This is a genomic window from Oceanobacillus arenosus (assembly GCF_003369575.1).
Classification (GTDB): Bacteria; Bacillota; Bacilli; order Bacillales; family Amphibacillaceae; genus Oceanobacillus; species Oceanobacillus arenosus.
The window spans coordinates 33489-55802 of the sequence record NZ_PIOC01000021.1; the positions used below are offsets into that span (position 1 = coordinate 33489).

The following is a 22314-nucleotide window of genomic DNA, read 5'->3' on the forward strand; positions in this document are numbered from 1 at the left end:
AAAATGAATGGCTTTTATTTTTGTTAAGCCCCGAGCAAGCATTCAATATCCTTTTCAATCGATTCAGGCTTCGTTTGTGGTGCAAAACGGTCGACTACTTTTCCGTCTTTATTGATTAAGAATTTCGTGAAATTCCACTTGATTTGCTCTGTAATCAATCCTTTTGCTTCCTGTGTCAGATAGGTGAATAAAGGATCGGCGTTCTCGCCCTTTACATCAATTTTACTAAATATAGGGAAGCTAACCCCATAATTTGCTTGGCAAAAGCTTGCAATATCTTCATTTGTTCCAGGATCTTGATTTCCAAATTGATTGCAAGGGAACCCTAATACAACAAAATCCTGCCCCTTGTATTTTTCATATAAGCTTTGCAGGCCTTCGAATTGTGGGGTAAATCCACATTCACTCGCAGTATTCACGATAAGTAAAACTTTCCCATTATAGTCAGCTAGTGACTTTTCCTTACCGTTCATTGTTTTCACTGAATAATCATAAACGCTCATTTTATCCATCTCCCTTTATCCCGAATTAACTGGCTGTAAGACCCCACTACAAAAATTTGAGGAAAATCAAGAATTGTAAGTGGGGGATCAACAGAAAGTCAAAATCAACTAACATCCAGTGGGGATGAAGAAAACCCCCACTGAATGAAGTTTCACTTTATAAAAGAGAGTAACAACAGTGGAGGGATAAGTCAAAATATTGATTCAGATGTCGAGTGCATGGCCATAGAACGTATTAGAAATGGTCATAATGTTATTCGTTATAGGACATAATAACAGGAAAAAGGAGGGATAACTTGGAATTCCCAATTATTCATACAAATTTCTGGGATGGTGTTATTGCAGTACCAGCTGTCGTGTTGTTAACGCAATGCTTTAAACTATTCCCTATTCCTCGTCAATTTTTTCCGACTATCGCAAGTATTATTGGATTTATAATTTCCATTTTTATTAGCCATAGAGGCGATTTGTGGGCTGGTTTTTTTATGGGGGCTTTTTATGGAGCAGCTGCAGTAGGAACTTATTCTTCATTAAAAACAACGTGGCTTGCTTTTAAGAATAGAAAAAGAATAAAATCTGGTTCAGTTTAGACAAACTCAAGATGCATTGAATTAATTAACGTAGACTTTAGCTGAATTTGCAAATCAACAAAAAATCTCCTGCGAAATTATTCATCATTTCGTAGGAGATTTGAATTATCTATAGCTTATTATGCTTTCTGTTTTAAAGTTTCGCCAAGTACTGCAAGGCGAGCTTCTACTTCTTCAATAGATAGATTATGCTCTTGCACGTATAAATTACGTGGAGTTACACGGCATTCATGCGAACATCCGCGTAAATGTTTATGCTCGTTTTCTTCTGAGCAAAGCATTTGTCGATTACACTCAGGATTTGCGCAATTTGCATAGCGTTCACAAGGTTCGCCATCGAAATAGTCCACGCCGACTACAACGTGTTCCTTACGATTGACTGGAACTGAAATACGTTCATCGAATACGTATAATTGACCGTCCCATAATTCGCCTTGAACTTCAGGATCCTTCCCGTAAGTTACGATTCCGCCATGTAATTGACCGACATCTTCAAATCCTTCCTTCACTAACCAGCCTGAGAACTTCTCACAACGGATTCCGCCGGTGCAATAAGTTAACACTCGCTTGCCATCTAGGAGTTCTTTATTATCGCGGACCCAATTCGGTAATTCACGGAATGTTTCAATGTCAGGACGAACAGCGCCACGGAAATGACCTAAGTCAAATTCATAGTCATTACGAGCATCTAAGACAATTGTGTTTTCATCTTGCATTGCTTTGTAAAATTCTTTTGGCTCTAAGTATTCCCCAGTTGTTTCTAAAGGATTAATATCATCTTCCAGGCGAAGGGTTACTAATTCTTTACGCGGACGTACATGCATCTTCTTAAATGCGTGTCCATCATGTGCGTCAACTTTAAATACCATGTCAGCAAAGCGTGGATCATTATGCATCGCATCCATATACTTATTCGTTTGTTCAATTGTTCCAGAAACAGTGCCATTAATTCCTTCATGAGCGACTAAAATACGCCCTTTCAATTCTAATTCCTTACAAAATTTAAGATGCACTAAAGCGAATGCTTCAGGATCTTCAATGTGTACATAATTGTAGTACAATAATACTTGATAATTTGTAGTAGTTTCCATTTTATTTACCACCTATTCATTTATATTTGCAAGATACAAATGGTTGGTAGTCGGGTATTCACTTTATCTTGCAAGATAATATTTTATCATGTTTTTACCCTGTTATCCACATTTCATAGTGAAAATTCATTTTCACGTCATTTTTCCTGCGAAAAATGGCATATTTAACAAGTTCTTTATTCGACAAAAATATGTCGAAAAAACAAGGAAAATGTAGGAACAAATTTTCTGAAAGAATTGCTTAAAACGCTTGCATTTATATAGGAAAAGGGGTAACATATAAAGTGCAAAAGGAAATTGGAGTTTGAATAATACTTTACGATCTCTTATCCAAGTGGTGTAAAAGTATTTATGATTCAATTACTTTGCAGCATATTGTATAAGGAGGTCATTTACATGACTGGTAAAGTAAAATGGTTTAATGCAGAAAAAGGTTTCGGTTTTATCGAACGCGAAGACGGAGACGATGTATTCGTACATTTCTCAGCAATCCAAGCTGATGGTTTCAAAACTCTTGAAGAAGGTCAAGAAGTTGAATTTGAAATCGTTGAAGGTAACCGTGGACCACAAGCAGCTAACGTAACTCGCTTATAATAGATGATTTGAAAAGGTTTATCTCATCCGTGAGATAAACCTTTTTTTGTAGAGTATAATAATTGTAATAATAAAAAGTAGGTGGGTGCAATGAACAAAGAGGAATTTGAGAAACGGGTAGTCGAAAACTATAAAAATGACGAGAAAATGATGATATTAATTTTTGTGCAGTGGTGTGTGAATCATGATTTGGACCCTGCTGTGCTTTATGAAGAAGCATATCCAGGTCAACTGAAAAACAATGTGTTACTAGAAACAATTGAACAAGCAGTACCGAAAAACGAAGCAGAGGAAATATCCGATCAAACGGTATTAAACGTATTGCAGCTTTTTGGTAATGATGATTTAGCCTTTGTAGTTCAAGCGGCAATCGAAAAGCGAGGAAAGTAATGTGCTCCTCGCTTTTTGTCATAATTTCATTCTATCAATCGAACAACTTAATTAATGCCTGGGTTCCACTATCATTATCACCTTTTTCGGCAAGTTCACGGTAAAGCTTCAGTGACAGAGACAATCCTGGTGTCGTTAGTCCAATTTCCTCAGCAGATTCCAAGGCAATGGTCATATCCTTAATAAAATGCTTTACATAAAATCCTGGTGCGAAATCTCCTTTTAGCATTCGCGGTCCGAGGTTTGATAAAGAGAAACTTCCTGCAGCACCTGTTGAAATACTATCTAGGACGCGTTCGGAATTAAGGCCTGCTTTTTTGGCGTAGACGATTGCTTCACAGACACCAATCATATTCGAGGCGATTGTAATTTGATTCGCTAATTTCGTATGCTGCCCTGTGCCAGGTCCGCCCTGTAAAATGATATTTTCACCAAGTACGGTAAAGATTGGCTGCAGTCCATCAAATGCTTGCTGATCGCCACCGACCATAATCGCTAATGTACCATTTTGCGCGCCAATGTCACCACCGGAAACAGGTGCATCCAGAGAAAATATTCCCTTTTCACTTGCGGCCTGATAGATATCTTTAGCTAGTGATGGTTTAGAGGTTGTCATATCAATGATATATGTACCTTTTTCCGCATTTTCCAAAATACCCTTTTCTCCAAAGTATACTTCTTCAACATCGGAGGGATAGCCGACCATCGTAATAATCACATCGGAATTCTGTGCTAATTCGGCCACTGTTTCTTTCCAGTTCGCACCTAGGCTAATTAATTCTTCTGCTTTTTCTTTTGTTCGTGTATATACATTGATTGAATATCCAGCTGTATGTAAGTTCCTCGCCATACTTTTCCCCATCACACCAGTACCAATAAACCCAATTTTTGCCTCTTTTGTAATCATTACACTGATTCTCCCTTCTTCTTCTATTATTCGACATTACCGATAGAAAAACCTCTTTCATGCTATAGTAAATTCACAAGACTGTTCTCTGGAATATTTTAGTTATTATCAAATGGCTGAAAAAATTATGAGTTGATGTAAAGTGCGAACTAGTGACAATTTTGTTTTCAGATCTTTAGAGAAATTGAAATTGCTCAAAAGGCTACATTGTTTTACTTCAATTAAGATCGTCTTAAGTGGTAAGCCACTCTTTCATTAGTGATTTTTTGTAATTCCAGCGGAAGAAATACCCGAAGACTCCTGCGGGAAGAAGAGCTTAGGTGAGACTACGAAGTGCGACAGCACAAGTAGGCTCACCAGCTCCCCTAATGTGCGCGAAGGGTATTTCTGGAGCGACTGGCTTGAGAGCCTTAAGCGCAAAACTAGTCCGCACTTAATCTAAACAGCGAAATACCGCATAAAATGAGCAAATTGAAAAGGGGATTGAGATGAATGGAATGGCAAATAAAAAAGTTCTCAGAATTAATACCTACTGAATTATATCAAATATTAAAGGCAAGGGTAGATGTGTTTGTTGTTGAACAGCGCTGTGCCTATCCTGAATTAGATGATTATGATCAGACTTCAATCCATTATGAATTAAGAATAAATGGTGAGCTCGCTGCATATTTGCGGATTTTGCCAAAACATACGAAATATGATGAGGTTTCTATTGGGCGTGTGCTTGTAGTGGAGAAATATAGAAGGCATGGCTATGCTCGTCAGTTACTTAATCAAGCAATTCGTTATATTGAAAACGAATGGAATGGAGAAGCAATTAGAATCCAGGCGCAAAGCCGTTTGGAAGCATTTTATACTTCTTTTGGATTCCGTCCTATATCTGAGATTTATTTAGAGGATGGAATTCCCCATATTGACATGATTTGGAGTCGTAATTAAAGAATCATTCGATTGTAGTTACACATAGTATAGTTAAGAATCGTTAATTGGCAGCTAAGAAAGTATCAACGCTTTCTCACTGCATCAGTGCGACGAAGGCTATCACTTAAAAGCTTGGTGACAATCAGGTTTTCTAAGATAACGCAAATTGGAGGCTGTTGCTTAATGATCACGAAAGAACAACTATACCAATGTAAAGCTATTTTAATGGAACGACAAACGGAACTAATCAATCATGTTCAGGACCATTTTGGACTAACACTCGAATCGGCACAGGAGTCCGTTGGCGAGCTATCCAATTATGACAACCATCCTGGAGATTTAGGTACGGAGTTATTTGAAAGAGGTAAAGACGTTGCCTTAAATGAGCATGCAGAGAAGGAGCTAGAGGAGATAAATGAAGCCCTCTATGCAATTGATGCAGGCACATATGGAATATGTAGTACATGTGGGGGCGATATTCCTTATCAGCGCTTATTTGCAGTTCCAACGGCGGAAAAATGTATCCAGCATGCGAATGCGAATATTTTTGATCATAACCGACCGATTGAGGAACAGATCTTTTCACCTAATATTAACGCAGCAGAGGTAGTGGATGAAGATCAGACAGGCTATGATGCGGAGGATGCCTGGCAAGACGTAAGCAGGTATGGAACATCGGAAACGGCATCCGATTTCTTTGGTGACCATCTGAATTATGATGAGATGTATCCGAATAGTGATGAGAATATTGGAGCAGTGGAGGATTTAGAGAATTTTGTTTCAGCAGATATCGATGGGAAGTACAGCGGTGTAACAGCGAATTTTAGAAAATATGAAGAATGACAGGAAAAAGCACCCCTTTCTATTTTAGAAGGAGTGCTTTTTATCGTCATTATCTTTTGGCAGACTACGCTGCTTCCTGTTGTACTGCTTCTTGGAGTACTAAGGTTGTACTCTGAACTTGACCGTCACGTATATATTCAATATCGATGGAATCACCTACGTTTGTTTCTGAATACAAGTATTTTCGTAGTTCTAAAATAGATGTAACTTCTTGTCCATTTATTTTTGTAATAACATCAAATTGTTGTAGGCCTGCTTCATCTGCAGGGGAGCCTGTTTGAACATTTGCAATGACCATTCCGCCTGCTACATTTTCTGGTAGGCTAATTTCATAGCGATATTCTGGTGGTACTTGACTTAATGAAGCTGTTGAGATACCAATTTGTGGTCTTGCGATTTCACCGTTTGTTTCCAGTTGTTGGATAATTGGTAAGGCACTATCGATCGGAATTGCAAAGCCGATTCCTTCAACTGCGCTTTCTGCAATCTTCATGGAGTTAATTCCAATTACTTCTCCGTTACCATTTACGAGTGCACCACCACTGTTACCAGGGTTAATTGCAGCGTCGGTTTGTAATACTTCTGTTACCCAGTCAGGTTGGCTATCCCCATTGGTGTCGACCGTTACAGATCGGTTTAAACCACTAATAATACCCTTTGTTACAGAGTTAGCAAAGTCCATTCCAAGTGGATTTCCGATAGCTAGTACGGTTTCGCCAACCTGTAAATCATTGGAAGAGCCGATACTTGCGACCGTATCAATATTCGCACCATCGACTTCGAGTACAGCTAAGTCAGTTAATTTATCTTCACCTAATACTTTTGCTGAAAGTCGTTGATCTTCATTCAGTACGACTTCCACTTGCTCTGCACCGTCAACAACATGTTGGTTTGTTACGATGTATGCTTTGCCGTTTTCCTTCTTGTAAATGATTCCTGATCCTGTTCCAGCTTCCTTACTTTCAGTCCAAACACTTTGTTGCTGCATGTTGGAAACACCAACAACAGCATTTGAAACTTCCTCGATATTAGTCGAGACGTTTGCATCATCTGAGGCTAACGTTTCGATAACCTTTGGACTGTCATCACTTTGAGCTGTTTGATTGATTTGCTTGCCATTATCATTTGGCATCAGATTATTTGTAAACAATAGGGAAATAATGATTGCTGAAATAATCCCACCAACAATACCGCCAAATAAGGCGCTAATCCATGTTTTCTTCTGTTTTGGCTGCTTGTTCGTCGGTTGCTGCGTTTGCATCTGCTCTTGATTACTCTCTTCTTCTTCACTTGAAGCCGCACTTGTTGGTTGTTCGTCACTCCAATATGGATTATCTTGGAAATCATCTGTTGCTGCTGATTCTTCCCGTGTATTCTGCCTGCTATCTTGATATTCTGAATCTACTGGAGTTGTATTACTTTCGTCGTGTTTACGATTATCTAGGGTAGATTCTTGTGATTGGGATTTTTTATCATTGTTATTTTCCATAATGCATCACCCTTTACGTTTATTATTAATGTATACTTTTATTATAGACACGTTCATAGGGATAGATTTGGAAAAATTGTGGAATAAATGTGTAATTATGCGAAATCATGTAAATTTGCGCTAATATATGTAAAAATAGATTTAAAAAATAGGATATTGAAAAGGTGACAATGACATGAATTATCATATTGGGATAGTTGAAGATGATTTAAATATCCAAAATATCGTAGCTGCCTATTTAAAGAAAGAGGGATACGAGGTTACGACAATGGACTCAGCAGAAAAAGGCTGGGATTTGTGGGAGAATGATCCACCGGATATGTGGATTTTAGACATTATGCTTCCAGGAATGGACGGCTATGAGTTTTGTAAGAGAATTCGTAATGAGAGCAATGTCCCGATTATCATCATTTCCGCAAAGGACGAGGAAATCGATAAAATTATTGGGTTAGAGCTTGGTGGCGATGATTATTTAACGAAGCCATTTAGTCCAAGAGAATTAATGGCAAGGGTGAAGCGGTTGTTTAAACGAACACAAATCACCCCAGCACGCGTTGCCCAGGATCGCCTTAAAGTGGATCATCTATTGATATATCGTAATGATCGTCGTATCTTTTGGAATGGGAAAGAACATGAAGTAACTACTAAGGAATTCGATATGCTCTTATTACTAGCTGAGAATGCAAATCGCGCATTTTCCCGGGATGAATTATTAGTGAAAATCTGGGGGAATGATTATTTTGGCAGTGATCGCGCAGTAGACGACTTAGTGAAGCGAATTCGAAAAAAACTTGGCGATGTTCCAATAGAAACAGTATGGGGCTATGGCTATCGTTTGCGAAAAGAAGAGGAATAATCGATGAAACTACAATCACAATTAACGGCAGCATTTACAGCATTGTTACTCGTTATTATGGCTGTTGCTTGGTATGTTATTTACTCACTCATCTTAGATCTGCTCATTCAGGATGAACAAAGGCAGCTGAAACAAACAGGAGAGCTACTCGTTAATGTTTTAAATGAACAATACGGTAGAGCGGACATACAACGGGTTAATGGCATTTTACAAGATCAGGATTTACAAATGTTTATGTACGACCGAAAACATGATCAGGTGCTGTTATCTACTATGTCAAACAAAGTTGCAAGTGCTTTTTTTAGAAACAATGACTTCTCAGATACAAAGAAAAACCAATGGGAATATGGCAAAGAACAGTTTGTAACTTCAAGAATCATCTTTCTTCCAGAGGAGTCTGGTCTGGAGCTGATTTTACTTACACCAATTAGCGACTTGCAGATTGTACAGCAGAGCTTCTTTTCACGTATATTCCTCATCTTTATTATTGGCGCTTTTGCAGCGGTACTCATTAGTTATTATTTAACGAAAACGCTGGTGACCCCTCTCAGTAAGCTGAAGCGACAATTAAAGAAGATTGAAAAACGGCAATTTGATGATATTGAACATATTAAAGCCACAGGGGAAATTAAAGAGGTTGCAGATAGTGTATATGAAATGGCAAATGAACTGCAGCGTTATATGAGTTCACAGCAAACGTTTTTCCAAAATGCGAGCCATGAATTAAAGACGCCACTTATGACGATTCAAGGGTACGCAGAAGGAATTAAGGATGGAATATTCACAGAGAAGGAAGCGGAAAAGGGATTAGAAGTAATGGTTTCCGAAGTCAATCGCTTGAAGGCTATTATCAATGAAATGATTTTATTAGCTAAATTGGATAGTGAACCATCCGTATATGAACCGGTAAAATTGAATGCTGCAGAATTGATCAATCAAGTAATCGACCGAGCAATCCCCTTTGTAAATGAAAAGGGGATCAGGCTTCACCATGAAGTGGATGAAAGCATTATACTATTTGCGGATGAGGAAAAATTACTAAGGGCACTGTTAAACATCGTCTTTAATGGTATTCGTCACACCAATTCACAAATTGAAATTAATGTATTTAAGCGCAATCGGCGAATCTTCATAACAATCGCTGATGATGGAGAAGGAATATCGGAAGAAGTTACCCCGAATATATTTCACCGGTTTGTAAAAGGTAAGAATGGGGAAACTGGTTTAGGACTAGCAATTGCCCGTGCAATTATTGAACAATCGGGCGGAAAAATAACAGCAGGTAAATCCAAATTAGGTGGAGCAGAATTTGAAGTAAATCTCCCAGAACGAAATGGGGAGTAACACGATTCAAAAACAAGCGATTATTTTTATTAAAAATAAGTAAAAAATACTACTGCAAACGACATTATGTGTTATAATGTTCTAGTTTGATTCATTCGGAATTATAGAGGAGCGTACTTTTATGCAATTAAGAGAAGATATTCGTAATATCGCAATTATTGCCCACGTTGACCACGGTAAAACAACACTCGTTGATCAACTATTAAAATATTCAGGAACATTTCGTGAAAATGAGCACATTGATGACCGTATGATGGACTCAGGTGATATAGAACGTGAACGTGGAATTACAATTTTAGCAAAAAATACTGCAGTTAAATATAAAGATACAACAATCAATATTTTAGATACACCAGGTCACGCCGATTTTGGTGGTGAAGTGGAACGGATTATGAAAATGGTTGATGGTGTAGTATTAGTTGTTGATTCTTATGAAGGAACAATGCCACAAACTCGATTTGTATTGAAAAAGGCATTGGAACAAAAATTAACACCAATCGTTGTCGTAAATAAAATTGACCGTCCAAATGCAAGACCAACAGAAGTAATCGATGAAGTACTTGATTTATTCATTGAGCTTGGAGCAGACGATGAACAATTGGAATTCCCAGTTGTGTATGCATCCGCATTAAATGGTACATCAGGACTTGATCCAGAAGATCAGCCACAAACAATGGACCCGATTTTCGAAACAGTGCTAGAACACATTCCTGCACCAGTTGATAATAGCGATGAGCCGTTACAATTCCAAATTACGTTACTTGATTATAATGAATATGTTGGACGTATCGGAGTTGGACGTGTTGTTCGTGGAACAATTCATGTAGGACAGCAGGTTGTTGTAATGAAGCAGGATGGAGTAAATAAATCCTTCCGTGTAACGAAATTATTTGGGTTTATTGGCCTAAAACGTATTGAAATTGAGGAAGCAAGAGCTGGAGAAATTGTAGCAGTAGCTGGTATGGAAGATATTAACATCGGTGAAACAATTGCACCACAAAGTAATCCAGAAGCATTGCCATGGTTACACATTGATGAGCCAACATTACAAATGACCTTCGTTGTGAACAATAGCCCATTTGCTGGTCGTGAAGGTAAGTATATTACGTCGCGTAAGATTGAAGAACGCCTAATGAAGCAATTGGAAACAGACGTAAGCTTACGAGTTGCCCCAACAGAATCACCTGATGCTTGGATCGTATCTGGTCGTGGGGAACTTCATCTGTCTATTTTAATTGAGAATATGCGCCGTGAAGGTTTCGAATTACAACTTTCTAAACCACAGGTTATTATTAAAGAAATTGATGGACAAAAATGTGAACCAATGGAACGAGTACAAATCGATTTACCTGAAGAATACACAGGTGCGATTATGGAATCTCTTGGTGAACGTAAAGGTGAAATGCTTGACATGGTTAACCATGGTAATGGACAAGTACGCCTTGAATTCAAGGTTCCTTCACGTGGATTACTCGGTTATACAACTGAATTCATGACACAAACACATGGTTATGGAATTCTAAACCACACATTTGAAGCCTACGAACCAGTAATCAAGGGAAATGTCGGTGGAAGACGTGAGGGTGTATTAGTTGCCTTGGAAAATGGTAAATCAACGATGTATGGTACGATGCAGTTAGAAGACCGTGGTGTTATCTTCATCGAACCAGGTACAGAAGTTTATGCAGGGATGATTGTCGGTGAACATAGCCGGGAAAATGACCTTACTGTAAATATTACAAAGGAAAAACATTTAACCAACACACGTTCAGCGAACAAAGACCAAACTTCTACCATCAAGAAACCACGTAAGATGTCATTAGAAGAAGCATTACAATATTTGGACGAAGATGAGTACTGTGAAGTTACACCAGAATCCATTCGTCTACGCAAGAAAATTTTAAATAAAAACGAACGCGAAAAAGCAGCAAGACATAAATAATAATCAATTCAAGATAAGATACCCCCTAACCAAGTGAATGACACTCGGTTAGGGGGTATTTATATTGGAAAGAACCTCGCTCAATCTCGTCCTGGTCTCGCTCTATTCAGAGACGCTTCCGCTCGATTTATTATGGTGCTCGCGCGATATTGACATGTTCTCGCTCAAATCGTGAATGTTTCAAACAATTTAAAAGAAGCACCTAATTAAATAGATGCTTCTCTCAATAAGTCTTGATATTGTGGCAGGCGTTCCTGCCAATACGATTGGCGATCTTCAATTGTTTTGCCGTCGAGTAGGGTCTCAATCACATCGAGGCAAACATGCCACCCAGTTAAGTCTTTTGCTGTATGATCCGTAATCTCATGTAAATACTCGATAAAGACAAGCTTACAACCTTGATCATTTTCCTCTAATTCAAAGCGGACGGAATTTTTTGGCGGCCATGTAAATGCGAATACCTTATTCTCCACTACCTCTGTAATCGCTATTGATTCATAGCTGCCATCACCAAAGTGAAAGCGAATTTTACCATTATTTTGTAAAGTGATAATTTCTAACTCGGAAAACCACTGCTTTAATTTGCCGTTCTCCGTTAAGTAGGACCATACATCAACAACAGAGTGATTGATCTGGCGCGTATAGATAGCAGAAGGTACTCCATTTACATTTTCTATTTGGGCTGTCAAAATAATTGCCTCCTTTTTTATCATGTATTTTCTCTACTTAAGTTTAGCTCATTTTTATTTAAGATTCAATGAATTCAATATTGGTTAAAAACGACGATGAGTAGGGAACATATAGTTGAATCATCCATTTTTGAATGAAAGCAGTTGCAAAACATGTATATACAAGTTATACTATATTATAACAGACATGTATATACAAGTTTGCAATAATATATTTTTATATAGGAGGTTTTTCAATTGGCTAAAGATCAAGCAACAGCAAAGGAAGAAATCATTGTTGCGCCATTGAATGGACAAGTAATACGGCTTGAAGATGTACCAGATCCAACGTTTGCGGAAAAAATGATTGGAGATGGGCTAGCAATCATGCCTACAGACGGCAAAGTTGTAGCACCGATTGATGGGGAGATTGTGCAGCTATTTCCGACAAAACATGCGATTGGTTTGCAAGGGAGATCAGGAATAGAGGTATTAATTCACATTGGATTGGAAACTGTCGCTTTAGGTGGAGAAGGATTTGAAGCACATGTTAAACAAGGGGATCATGTAAAAGTTGGCGATCCACTAATAACCTTTGATTTAGATTTCATTAAAGAAAAGGCAGCTAGCCATGTAACGCCAATTATTATTACAAATGGTAATGATTTCGAGGTAAACAATAAGACAGATGAACAGGAAGTTGTGGCAGGGAAATCGGCTATATTTCAAGTAATAGAGAAAGAGGCTCAAACGACCAGCAGTAAATCAACAAGCAAATCGACAAATAGACCACAATATAGTGAAGAGGCAGAAGATATTGTAGAGGCAGTTGGTGGATTAGATAACATTGATGCTGCAACCCATTGTGTAACAAGACTGCGCTTCGCATTATCAGATGAAGATAAAGTAGATAAAAAAGCATTGGAAAAAATGGGGCTTGTCAAAGGAACTTTCTCAGCAAATGGCCAGTTTCAAGTTGTTATCGGTCAAGGAACAGTAGATAAAGTTTATAACGCAATGGTAAGCGAAGCTGGGGTTTCAGAGGCCTCAAAAGAAGATGTTAAAGCGGCAGGCGGTAAGAAGCAGAACGCCTTGCAACGGGCGATTAAAACATTAGCAGATATATTTATTCCGATTTTACCAGCGATTGTTACAGCAGGTTTATTACTAGGACTTAATAATATTTTAGTGAATCCGATCTTCTCTGATCAATCGATTATTGAAATGTACCCATCATGGGCTGGAATAGCCGACATGATAAATATTATTGCTAATACTGCGTTTACTTTCTTACCTGCATTAATTGGCTGGTCCGCAGTTCGGCAATTTGGGGGAAACCCATTGCTCGGTATTGTACTAGGTTTGATTTTAGTTCATCCAGCATTAATGCCTGCCAGTGATTTTGCACAGGCAGTAATTGGAGGAAATGCACCTACATGGAATTTCTTTGGTTTAGATATAAATATGATGGGCTATCAAGGACAGGTTCTTCCAGTACTAGTCGCTTCCTGGGTTTTAGCGAAAATCGAAGTTTGGTTGAAGAAACATGTAATTGATTCCTTGCAACTATTAGTAGTAGCACCAATTGCTTTATTAGTTACCGGTTTCTTATCGTTCATTCTAATTGGACCAATTACATTTACAATTGGGAACTGGATTACAGAAGGAATTGTTGCAATATTTGACTTTGCACCTCTCATTGGTGGATTAATCTATGGAGCACTGTATGCACCATTAGTTATTACAGGTATGCATCATACATTCCTTGCAGTAGACCTGCAACTGATTGGCAGCACGGGATCGACATTCTTATGGCCAGTTGTTGCACTATCGAATATTGCCCAAGGTTCAGCAGTATTTGCAATGTTCCTTGCTGCGAAAGATGAGAAGTTAAAAGGTTTAGCAGGTACTTCTGGTATTTCTGCATGGCTAGGTGTGACGGAACCAGCAATGTTCGGGGTAAATTTAAGATATAAATATCCGTTTTATGCCGCAATTATTGGAACTGCAATTGCTGGAGCATTTATTTCCGTTCAGAAAGTATTAGCATCATCTGTTGGTGTTGGTGGAATTCCAGCTTTCTTATCAATTCAGCAAAGCAGTTGGGTCGCGTTCTTTATCGGTATGGCAATCGTTATCGTTGTACCATTCGTGATTACGTTAATTATCGCAAAACGTAAGATGAGATAGTTAGAAGCAAATTTTTAAGAAAAGATGTTAGGAGTGTCAGTATGAGTGAACCATGGTGGAAGAAATCAGTCGTATATCAAATTTATCCAAAAAGTTTTCAGGATACGACAGGAAATGGAACAGGAGATATTCAAGGGATTATTAGTCGATTAGATTATCTAAAGAAATTAGGTGTCGATGTTATTTGGCTGACACCGATCTACAAGTCTCCGCAAAATGATAATGGCTATGATATTAGTGATTACTATGCAATTGAACCGTCATATGGAACAATGGATGATTTCGAGGAGTTGCTTGAAGAAACACATAAGCGTGGAATGAAGCTGATTATGGATCTTGTTATTAACCATACTTCCACAGAGCATGAATGGTTTAAACAGGCAGCTTCATCGAAGACAAATGCGTTTCGTGATTTTTATATTTGGAAAGATCCTGCTGCTGATACAGGAGGGGTGCCAAACAATTGGCAATCGAAATTTGTTGGAGATGCATGGCAATACGATAAGAAATCAGGGCAATATTATTTGCATCTATTTGACGTGACACAGGCAGACCTGAACTGGGAGAATGAGGTACTGCGAAATAAACTATATGAGATGATCCATTTTTGGGCTGAGAAGGGTATTGATGGTTTCCGTTTAGATGTCATTAATCTGATTTCTAAAAACCAAGCATTTCCAAACGATAATATTGGAGATGGACGAAAGTTCTATACAGACGGACCGCGTGTACATGAATACTTGCATGAAATGAATCAGAAGGCATTGAAGGATTATGACATGTTAACGGTTGGTGAGATGTCATCTACAACATTGGAAAATTGTGTGCAATATACGAGACCTGAACGAGAAGAAATTTCGATGACATTCCAATTTCATCATTTGAAGGTGGATTATCCAAATGGTGAAAAATGGACAAAGGCACCCTTTGACTTCCTGGAGTTGAAAAAAATTCTTTCTGATTGGCAAGTAGGCATGCATGATGGCGGAGGCTGGAATGCACTATTCTGGTGCAATCATGATCAGCCACGCGCTATTTCTCGCTTTGGTGATGATGGGGAATACCACCGTGAATCAGGAAAAATGCTTGCAACAACACTCCATCTCATGAAGGGTACTCCATATATTTATCAAGGTGAAGAGTTTGGCATGACAAATCCGAACTTCACTTCAATTGATGACTATCGGGATGTAGAATCACATAATGCATATAAGGCACTTTTAGAAGCTGGGAAGTCGGAACAGGAAATAATCGAAATCCTTCAGCAAAAATCTCGGGACAATAGCAGAACACCAATGCAGTGGTCAACAGCTGAAAACGGAGGCTTCACAACAGGTAATCCTTGGATCAATCCGGCTAGTAATTACCCGCAGATTAACGCAGAAATTGCGACAGAAGATCCGCAATCCATTTTTTATCATTACCAGCAATTAATCGCATTGCGGAAGAAATATGATATTATCACATATGGGGATTATCAATTATTACTAGCAGATGACCCGAAAATATTTGCATATACACGAAACCTTGAGGATGAACAGCTTGTTGTTATTAGTAATTTTTATGCTGAGGAAACAACAATAGAGTTACCGATTGAAATTAAAAATAATGCCGAAATATTATTATCAAACTATCCTGATTCTGATATGCTAGGAGAACAGCTAACATTAAGGGCTTATGAATCCATTGTGTATTATATAAAATAATGAGGGATAGAAATGCAAAAGAAGTATTTAACGATTTACCATGATTTATTAAATAAAATCCAAGCCAATGCATGGGAAGAAACAGCGATGCTCCCATCTGAAAACGAATTGAGTATTCTTTATGCAACATCCAGGGAAACCATTCGCAAGGCACTAAATTTACTTGCGCAAAATGGCTATATTCAAAAAGTGCACGGAAAGGGCTCTGTCATTATTAATCGTAATAAATTCTCTTTCCCTGTATCCGGAATAGTCAGCTTTAGGGAGCTTGCCGATAAATTAGATTTATCAAGTAAAACCTATGTGGAGAATCTTGTAAGACTTGAAAGCGGAAATTCATTTGAAGATACGCTTGAGGTAGACAAGGGTGAGCCCATATGGCATGTGGCTCGTGTGCGGGAAATGTCTGGTGAGAGAATTATTTTGGATAAGGATTATTTTAATGAAAACTATATTCCATTACTCTCTAAAGAGATATGTGAGCATTCGATTTATGAATATATTGAGACGAAGCTTGAGCTTGTAATTGGTTTTGCTCAAAAGGAAATAATAGTAGAAGAGCCAACCGCAGAGGATCGCGATTTATTGGATTTAGAAGGATTTTCGAATATTGTCGTGATTAAAAGCCTTGTTTATTTAGAGGATACACGATTATTTCAATATAATGAGTCGCGGCATCGGCCGGATAAATTCCGGTTTGTTGATTTTGCGAGAAGAGTGAAAAGCGGAACACCACTTTAATTATCAGAGTGGTGTTCTCTATCCTTTACTAAACCTTAATTTTCTAATAAGAAGGTGTTAAGATGAAACGTTTTATTTCAAGAATCGGTTTTTTATTTAAGTTTCACAAATCAATTCCATTTATGAAAGATTTCTTTCTATCTAAAGAAATTAATAATGCAAACAAATTATTGTTCATTATTGTGATCTTAGGCTATATCGTGCTTCCACTCGATATTATCCCAGATTTCCTTTTAGGCTTCGGTGTCGTTGATGATGTGACAATTGCAATTTTGATTATGCAATTAATGGTAAAGGTCGCACCAAATTCATTAAAGAGAAAACATCAATTCTTAAATGATCTGAAATAATTAGCCTCTATTAAGCGGTAGTGTACAGCAGCGGAAGGAGCCACCAGATTTAATAATCTCAGAGAATTCAATTTCAATGATCTGATATCCCGCTTGCATTAGCACTTGATTTAACCGTTTATTTTCTGGCAGGCTGATTATTTTTTTATCACCAATGGAAAGTACATTCGGTCCCATTTTGAACTGTTCTTCTTCTGTGACCTCAATTAACCGATAGGATTGTTTCAATTGCGCATACATATCAGAATCAATTGACGGCCTATAGATTAATGCAGTATCGCTACTAATAATATTGAAAACACAGTCAAGGTGAAGGATATCCTTTCTTAAAGGGATAGGTGTAATATTGTAATCAGGAAGCATGCTTTGTAATACAGTGATGGCTGTTCGTGATGTTCGGTCGCTTATGCCAACCAAAATATTCCGATTGTCGACAATTACATCGCCGCCCTCAATGCTACTATTATTAACAGATTGGAATGGGATATTTTCCGTTTTCAGCCATTCCTTTAATACGGCTTTCTCTGGTTTACGCATCGCTTCCTTCATAGAGGATACAAAGAAGATACTGCCAATCGTAAAGCCAATATCTCTCGTAAACACCTGTTCATTTAGCTTCTCTGTTGCATCTAGCTGGATAACTTCCGTTCCATTCGCCTTCAATGTGTTGATGAAATTTACATGCTGCAGTACTGCGATTTCTGTATCGATATTATTTGTTAGATAGTGCTGTTGTGTGTTGTTAATGACTTCTTCTATTTTCATATATTGAGGAGATACCGTGATGACTTGCTTCAATCGATCGTATTCATTTGTACAGTAAACTGTTGGTACGCTTTCATTTGAAGTCATGTTTTTCATTGAAGATTCCTCCAATCCATTTAATCATTTCCGGCTTTTTGCCTTGACTCCTTCTGGAATATATTTCGTATAGTATACAGCGAATATCAGGAGAATGACAGCAAGTGCCCAGCCGACGATGCCACTCCAAACCTGGTCAATCATTAGACCGATTAAAACACATATCCCACTTAAAACAATAAACATGATTGTTAAGTAACGCTTCAAAATGAACACTCCTAATATTTGCAAAAAGTAAAACTGCTTGAGTTGGTTGGAAATTGTATAAACTGCGGACTAGTTTAGTGCTTTACGCTCTCAGGCTGATCGCTTCAGAAATACACTACGCTTTCCGCGGGGAGCTGGTGAGCCAACTTGCGCTATCGCGCTTCGTTGTCTCACCTAGGCTCTTCTTCCCGCAGGAGTCTTCGTGTATTTCTTTCGCTGGGATTGTTCAAAAGCATCTAAAAAGAGTAACTTACCACTCACTATCGAAGTTGATTGAAGTGTTGGAATGTAACCTTTTGTGTGGACAGCAATCACTGGCCAGATTTTACATCGACTTTGCTCCTAATCCACAGTTTTATCAACTGAAAATTTCATAAAACATTTGTATAAACAACAATCTTGCTTCTCAATTATATTATAGCAAAAGAATGGATTGCTTATAGCATTGAATATAACTAAAATAAAGAGCTAGCAGTTGTTTTCCTGCTAGCTCTTACACTTAGTTACCTGCAATGTCACGTTTATTAAAGAAGAACCACGATAGTAATTGGAAGATAATAAAGTACACAATTAATACAATTATCGAGAAGCCAAGCGATGTTCCTTCAATCCAAGGCTCTCCTCCATTTGCATATTGACTTAAATCTGTATTGGCAAATAAAATATATTTTGCCCATGATTTTTCCATAAAAATCGCAACAATTGTATTACCTGCCATCATTAAGAAAATAGCAGTACCGATTGCGAGGGAGCTATTACGGAAAACAGTAGAAATCATGAAGGCAAAGGTTGTCATCATGATTAGGTTCACCATGCCATAACCGTATCCTGAAAGTATTTGTGAAAGAGCACTTACATCAGTGAACCCTTCACCTTGTTCGACAACAATTGATGGATTAATTCCATCCAGTCCAAAGAATAATGCACCAACAATTAAAGAAAAGAGTAGCACAAATAATAAAGTGAACAGAGCAAAAATAAGTACAGATACGTATTTCGATGCGAGTATCTTTGTCCGAGTAATTGGTCTGATTAACAATAATTTAATCGTGCCCCAGCGAAATTCATTTGCTACAATTCCTGCTGCAACGATAATTGTAAGTAAACTGACAATGGAGAGCATTCCCTGATTTTCTAACACATATTGCCATGCACCATATTGAGGCTGAATGTCATTTTCTAAGTAATAATTATTTTTCCCAATTTCCGAAGTATTGATTTGCGCAATAAAATCATCTGATTCATATTCCGTAATTTCTTGCTCTAATGCGGTATTTTCCTCTTGTAATACTTCACGCCAATTGTCATCATCATATTTATTCAAGCCATCATCAATTGAATTTGTAAGAACGGCACCACCGATAATTAAGGCGGCTAAAATTACGTACATAACCCATGTTGATTTACGGATATATATTTTATTTAGTTCATTGTATACAAGCTGATAAAAGTTACTCAATCGTATTCTCTCCAATCAAATCAAAGAATTTGTCTTCTAATGTTGCTTTGGAAACACCAACCTGATAAACAGCAATTCCATGTTTTACAAAGGTCTCAATTACATTTGGTATTGTTTCTTTTTCACTTTGGAATTGGAGCTGTTCACCTTCCTGAATTGCATCGATCTCGTGATTTGCTTTTAATACTTCGATTGCCTGATTAATTGGTTTTACTTCAAGTGTTACTTGTCTAAGATTGGTGTGATCTGTTGTCGTATCGTTTACTAGCTGTGTTGCGACAAGTTCCCCATTTTTAATAATTCCAATTCGGTCACACATGAGTTCAATTTCCGATAAAAGATGGCTTGAGATAATTACGGCGACGTTTTCCTCTGTTGCTAGCTTGCGAATATAATGCCTGATTTCTCTTATTCCAGCAGGATCTAATCCATTTGTCGGTTCATCAAGAATTAAAATGGATGGTTTATGTAATAGTGCTTGGGCAATGCCGAGCCGTTGTCGCATACCTAATGAGTATTTACCAGCCTTTTGGTTAATTACTTTTTCCAGTCCGACAATCTCGATTACCTCATGGATGCGTTCTTTGCCGATTCCTGGAATCATCCTAGCGAAGTGCGACAAATTTTGCCACCCTGTCATAAAGGGATACATTTCCGGATTTTCAACAATTGCGCCAACCTCTCGAATTGCTTCTTTAAAATGTTGCTTGATACTGTTCCCGAGTATTCGGACATCGCCATCGGTAATCTCCATTAATCCAACCATCATCCGAATTGTTGTCGTCTTCCCTGCACCATTCGGGCCAATGAAGCCAAATACTTCCCCACGGTTAATCGTAAAGGATAACCCTTTAATAATTTCCTTCTTGCCAATTGTCTTTTTGAGGTCAATCAATTCCATTGCAATTTCTGTCATTATTCATACCTCCATTATTCTATCTATACTTTCTTACGTGTGATGACTTAAAATAGTTTCATAAAATTACAAAACAGATAACAATGTGCTTGGTATCTGTTTTGTTTAAGCTTATCTTCAATTAGTGATACATTTTCTTTTCCTTCACGAATCCTTGTAGAAGGCGTTTTCCTTCTTCTGTTAAATAGGCATTATTATCATTTAGTAGTTGTTTGGCTAATTCAGGCGTCATTTTTGTTTCATTCGCCATGCATTTCACTCCCCTCCTTAGCAATGTATTCAATTTTCATAGAATAGAAATGGACAAGTGTACTATGGAAAACGTGGATTTAAAAAGTGAAACTTCATTTATTGGGGGGGCCAACTGCCAGTTAACTCGGAATAAAAGACAATGATAGGATGCATTTTTTAGTAGGTAATTATAACGATTTTTTTAACGAATAAGTGCAACGAAGGCTGTCACCGTAAAGGATGGTTAAACCCTAGTTTTCTAACAGGAAATAGAAATTTATAACTTTTAGAGAATTCAACTCTACTAAATGATATAATAGCGGCAAAGATAATGAGGTGTAATATGATGCTTAAAGCAAAATTTTGTCGATTAATATTCGTTGTTTTTTCAATGATGATAATGACAGCATGTAGCGAATCTAGTGAAATAGTCGATACTGTTGGAAATTCTAGCTTGGGGGAAGTATCTCTCAAGGAAAAGGAACAGCCAATTATTACAAAAGAGATTAGTCTCACAGCAATTGGAGATATGCTAATCCATAGTCCTGTCTATTTAGATGCGAAGGTTGATGGCGGTTATGATTTTCTACCGATGCTTGAACAAGTTGCACCTTTCTTAGAACGTTCCACCGTCACAATCGCAAATCAGGAAACGATGATAGGTGGAGAGGAGTTTGGTTTATCTACATATCCTTCCTTCAATAGTCCATATGAGGTTGGGGATGCATTGAAAAATGTTGGAGTGGATGTTGTTTCCATTGCTAATAATCATACATTGGATCGCGGGGAAGCTGTAATTCAAAGTGCAATCAGCCACTGGGAAACGATTGATATGATGTATACAGGTGCATACAAAGACGAAATAGATCGGGATAATCTAAGAGTCTATGAAACATCTGAAGGAATTTCAATTGCGTTTTTATCGTATACATATGGAACGAACGGCATCCCAGTACCAGAGGGAAAGGATTATTTAGTGAACCTCATTGACAAGGAATTGATTGCAAATGAAATAGCGAAAGCAAAGCAGGAGGCGGATGTTACCCTGTTAAGCCTTCACTTCGGTAATGAATACGAAAGAATGCCGAATGAAGCGCAAAAGGAGCTCGTTCAATTTGCAGCGGACCTTGGTGTCCATATTGTGATCGGACATCATCCACATGTATTACAACCAGTAGAATGGGTGACAGGTAAGGAAGGAAATAAGACCTTCGTCGCGTATTCACTTGGTAATTTCCTTTCAAATCAGCAGGAATTATATCAGCGGATAGGTGGAATATCAACTATTAAGATTAAGAAGACAGTAGAGGGAGAGAAGGAAACAATTGAACTTCATTCTCCGGAATTTATGCCAACCTATGTTAAGTTCCGACCAGACTTTGCGGATTATGAGGTTGTCCCGATGTTTCAATTAACCAATCAAGATTTGGCCGGTGCATCCGCACAATATGAGCAAATTAAAGCACATATGTCACAGTGGGTGCCCGAGCTTGAGTTTGTGGAAGAATAAAATGC

23 protein-coding genes are annotated in these 22314 nt (G+C 38.0%); 13 read left to right on the plus strand and 10 right to left on the minus strand.

Going from position 1 to position 22314, the window contains the following annotated elements; all coding sequences use genetic code 11:
• Window positions 1-23: 23 nt before the first annotated feature.
• Window positions 24-503 carry a glutathione peroxidase gene (locus CWR48_RS14575; protein WP_115774047.1) on the minus strand — a complete coding sequence of 160 codons (480 nt, stop codon included), beginning with the start codon at window positions 501-503 and terminating at the stop codon, window positions 24-26.
• 296 nt (window positions 504-799) lie between these two features.
• On the opposite strand from CWR48_RS14575, the gene CWR48_RS14580 reads away from it, so the two are divergent.
• Complete coding sequence (locus CWR48_RS14580; RefSeq protein ID WP_115774049.1) at window positions 800-1093, plus strand: hypothetical protein; 294 nt, start codon at window positions 800-802, stop codon at window positions 1091-1093.
• 119 nt (window positions 1094-1212) lie between these two features.
• Here CWR48_RS14580 and trhO read toward each other — a convergent pair whose 3' ends face one another.
• Window positions 1213-2184, minus strand: coding sequence for an oxygen-dependent tRNA uridine(34) hydroxylase TrhO (trhO, locus tag CWR48_RS14585; RefSeq protein WP_115774051.1), 972 nt, complete (start codon window positions 2182-2184; stop codon window positions 1213-1215).
• 396 nt (window positions 2185-2580) lie between these two features.
• Between trhO and cspD the strand changes: the two genes are divergently transcribed.
• Both cspD and CWR48_RS14595 read left to right on the plus strand, forming a co-directional pair.
• Window positions 2581-2778, plus strand: coding sequence for a cold-shock protein CspD (gene cspD / locus CWR48_RS14590; protein WP_010651786.1), 198 nt, complete (start codon window positions 2581-2583; stop codon window positions 2776-2778).
• 90 nt (window positions 2779-2868) lie between these two features.
• Window positions 2869-3168, plus strand: a complete 300-nt coding sequence (locus CWR48_RS14595; RefSeq protein ID WP_115774053.1) for a hypothetical protein — start codon at window positions 2869-2871, stop codon at window positions 3166-3168.
• 34 nt (window positions 3169-3202) lie between these two features.
• On the opposite strand, the gene CWR48_RS14600 is transcribed toward CWR48_RS14595, so the two are convergent.
• On the minus strand, window positions 3203-4075 hold the full coding sequence (locus tag CWR48_RS14600) for an NAD(P)-dependent oxidoreductase (RefSeq protein WP_115774055.1): 873 nt from the start codon (window positions 4073-4075) through the stop codon (window positions 3203-3205).
• 492 nt (window positions 4076-4567) lie between these two features.
• On the opposite strand from CWR48_RS14600, the gene CWR48_RS14605 reads away from it, so the two are divergent.
• Both CWR48_RS14605 and CWR48_RS14610 read left to right on the plus strand, forming a co-directional pair.
• Window positions 4568-5014, plus strand: coding sequence for a GNAT family N-acetyltransferase (locus CWR48_RS14605; RefSeq protein ID WP_115774057.1), 447 nt, complete (start codon window positions 4568-4570; stop codon window positions 5012-5014).
• A gap of 165 nt (window positions 5015-5179) precedes the next feature.
• The gene (locus tag CWR48_RS14610) at window positions 5180-5839 is read left to right on the plus strand and encodes a TraR/DksA C4-type zinc finger protein (protein WP_115774059.1); all 660 of its coding nucleotides are present in this window, start codon (window positions 5180-5182) and stop codon (window positions 5837-5839) included.
• 64 nt (window positions 5840-5903) lie between these two features.
• On the opposite strand, the gene CWR48_RS14615 is transcribed toward CWR48_RS14610, so the two are convergent.
• Window positions 5904-7328 (minus strand): S1C family serine protease, encoded by a 1425-nt coding sequence (locus CWR48_RS14615; RefSeq protein ID WP_115774061.1) that lies wholly within the window; start codon window positions 7326-7328, stop codon window positions 5904-5906.
• 175 nt (window positions 7329-7503) lie between these two features.
• Here CWR48_RS14615 and CWR48_RS14620 point away from each other — a divergent pair, with 175 nt between their 5' ends.
• From CWR48_RS14620 to typA, 3 genes are all read left to right on the plus strand, one after another.
• A complete protein-coding gene (locus tag CWR48_RS14620) occupies window positions 7504-8184 on the plus strand; it encodes a response regulator transcription factor (RefSeq protein WP_115774063.1) in 681 nt (226 codons plus the stop codon).
• A 3-nt stretch (window positions 8185-8187) separates the two neighbouring features.
• On the plus strand, window positions 8188-9528 hold the full coding sequence (locus CWR48_RS14625; protein ID WP_115774065.1) for a sensor histidine kinase: 1341 nt from the start codon (window positions 8188-8190) through the stop codon (window positions 9526-9528).
• Between the two features lie 121 nt (window positions 9529-9649).
• Window positions 9650-11470, plus strand: a complete 1821-nt coding sequence (gene typA / locus CWR48_RS14630) for a translational GTPase TypA (RefSeq protein ID WP_115774067.1) — start codon at window positions 9650-9652, stop codon at window positions 11468-11470.
• A gap of 206 nt (window positions 11471-11676) precedes the next feature.
• On the opposite strand, the gene CWR48_RS14635 is transcribed toward typA, so the two are convergent.
• Entirely contained in the window at window positions 11677-12159 is a 483-nt protein-coding gene (locus CWR48_RS14635) for an SRPBCC family protein (RefSeq protein ID WP_245976818.1), read from the minus strand.
• Between the two features lie 237 nt (window positions 12160-12396).
• Between CWR48_RS14635 and treP the strand changes: the two genes are divergently transcribed.
• The 4 genes from treP (at window position 12397) to CWR48_RS14655 (ending at window position 17125) form a co-directional block, all read left to right on the plus strand.
• Complete coding sequence (gene treP / locus CWR48_RS14640; protein ID WP_245976819.1) at window positions 12397-14328, plus strand: PTS system trehalose-specific EIIBC component; 1932 nt, start codon at window positions 12397-12399, stop codon at window positions 14326-14328.
• A gap of 41 nt (window positions 14329-14369) precedes the next feature.
• Window positions 14370-16034: an alpha,alpha-phosphotrehalase gene (treC, locus tag CWR48_RS14645; protein ID WP_115774071.1), complete on the plus strand. Its 1665-nt coding sequence runs from the start codon at window positions 14370-14372 to the stop codon at window positions 16032-16034.
• A 12-nt stretch (window positions 16035-16046) separates the two neighbouring features.
• Complete coding sequence (gene treR, locus CWR48_RS14650; RefSeq protein ID WP_115774073.1) at window positions 16047-16775, plus strand: trehalose operon repressor; 729 nt, start codon at window positions 16047-16049, stop codon at window positions 16773-16775.
• 62 nt (window positions 16776-16837) lie between these two features.
• The gene (locus CWR48_RS14655) at window positions 16838-17125 is read left to right on the plus strand and encodes a YkvA family protein (RefSeq protein WP_115774075.1); all 288 of its coding nucleotides are present in this window, start codon (window positions 16838-16840) and stop codon (window positions 17123-17125) included.
• On the opposite strand, the gene CWR48_RS14660 is transcribed toward CWR48_RS14655, so the two are convergent.
• From CWR48_RS14660 to CWR48_RS21025, 5 genes are all read right to left on the minus strand, one after another.
• Window positions 17126-17986, minus strand: coding sequence for a dimethylarginine dimethylaminohydrolase family protein (locus CWR48_RS14660; protein ID WP_115774081.1), 861 nt, complete (start codon window positions 17984-17986; stop codon window positions 17126-17128).
• A gap of 24 nt (window positions 17987-18010) precedes the next feature.
• Window positions 18011-18193: a hypothetical protein gene (locus CWR48_RS14665; protein ID WP_115774082.1), complete on the minus strand. Its 183-nt coding sequence runs from the start codon at window positions 18191-18193 to the stop codon at window positions 18011-18013.
• A gap of 499 nt (window positions 18194-18692) precedes the next feature.
• Window positions 18693-19652 carry an ABC transporter permease gene (locus CWR48_RS14670; protein ID WP_115774083.1) on the minus strand — a complete coding sequence of 320 codons (960 nt, stop codon included), beginning with the start codon at window positions 19650-19652 and terminating at the stop codon, window positions 18693-18695.
• A complete protein-coding gene (locus tag CWR48_RS14675) occupies window positions 19645-20568 on the minus strand; it encodes an ABC transporter ATP-binding protein (RefSeq protein ID WP_115774084.1) in 924 nt (307 codons plus the stop codon). The genes CWR48_RS14670 and CWR48_RS14675 overlap by 8 nt, the downstream gene beginning before the upstream one ends.
• Before the next feature lie 121 nt (window positions 20569-20689).
• Window positions 20690-20818 carry a hypothetical protein gene (locus tag CWR48_RS21025; protein ID WP_281270289.1) on the minus strand — a complete coding sequence of 43 codons (129 nt, stop codon included), beginning with the start codon at window positions 20816-20818 and terminating at the stop codon, window positions 20690-20692.
• Between the two features lie 327 nt (window positions 20819-21145).
• On the opposite strand from CWR48_RS21025, the gene CWR48_RS14680 reads away from it, so the two are divergent.
• Window positions 21146-22309 carry a CapA family protein gene (locus tag CWR48_RS14680; protein WP_115774113.1) on the plus strand — a complete coding sequence of 388 codons (1164 nt, stop codon included), beginning with the start codon at window positions 21146-21148 and terminating at the stop codon, window positions 22307-22309.
• Window positions 22310-22314: the final 5 nt, after the last annotated feature.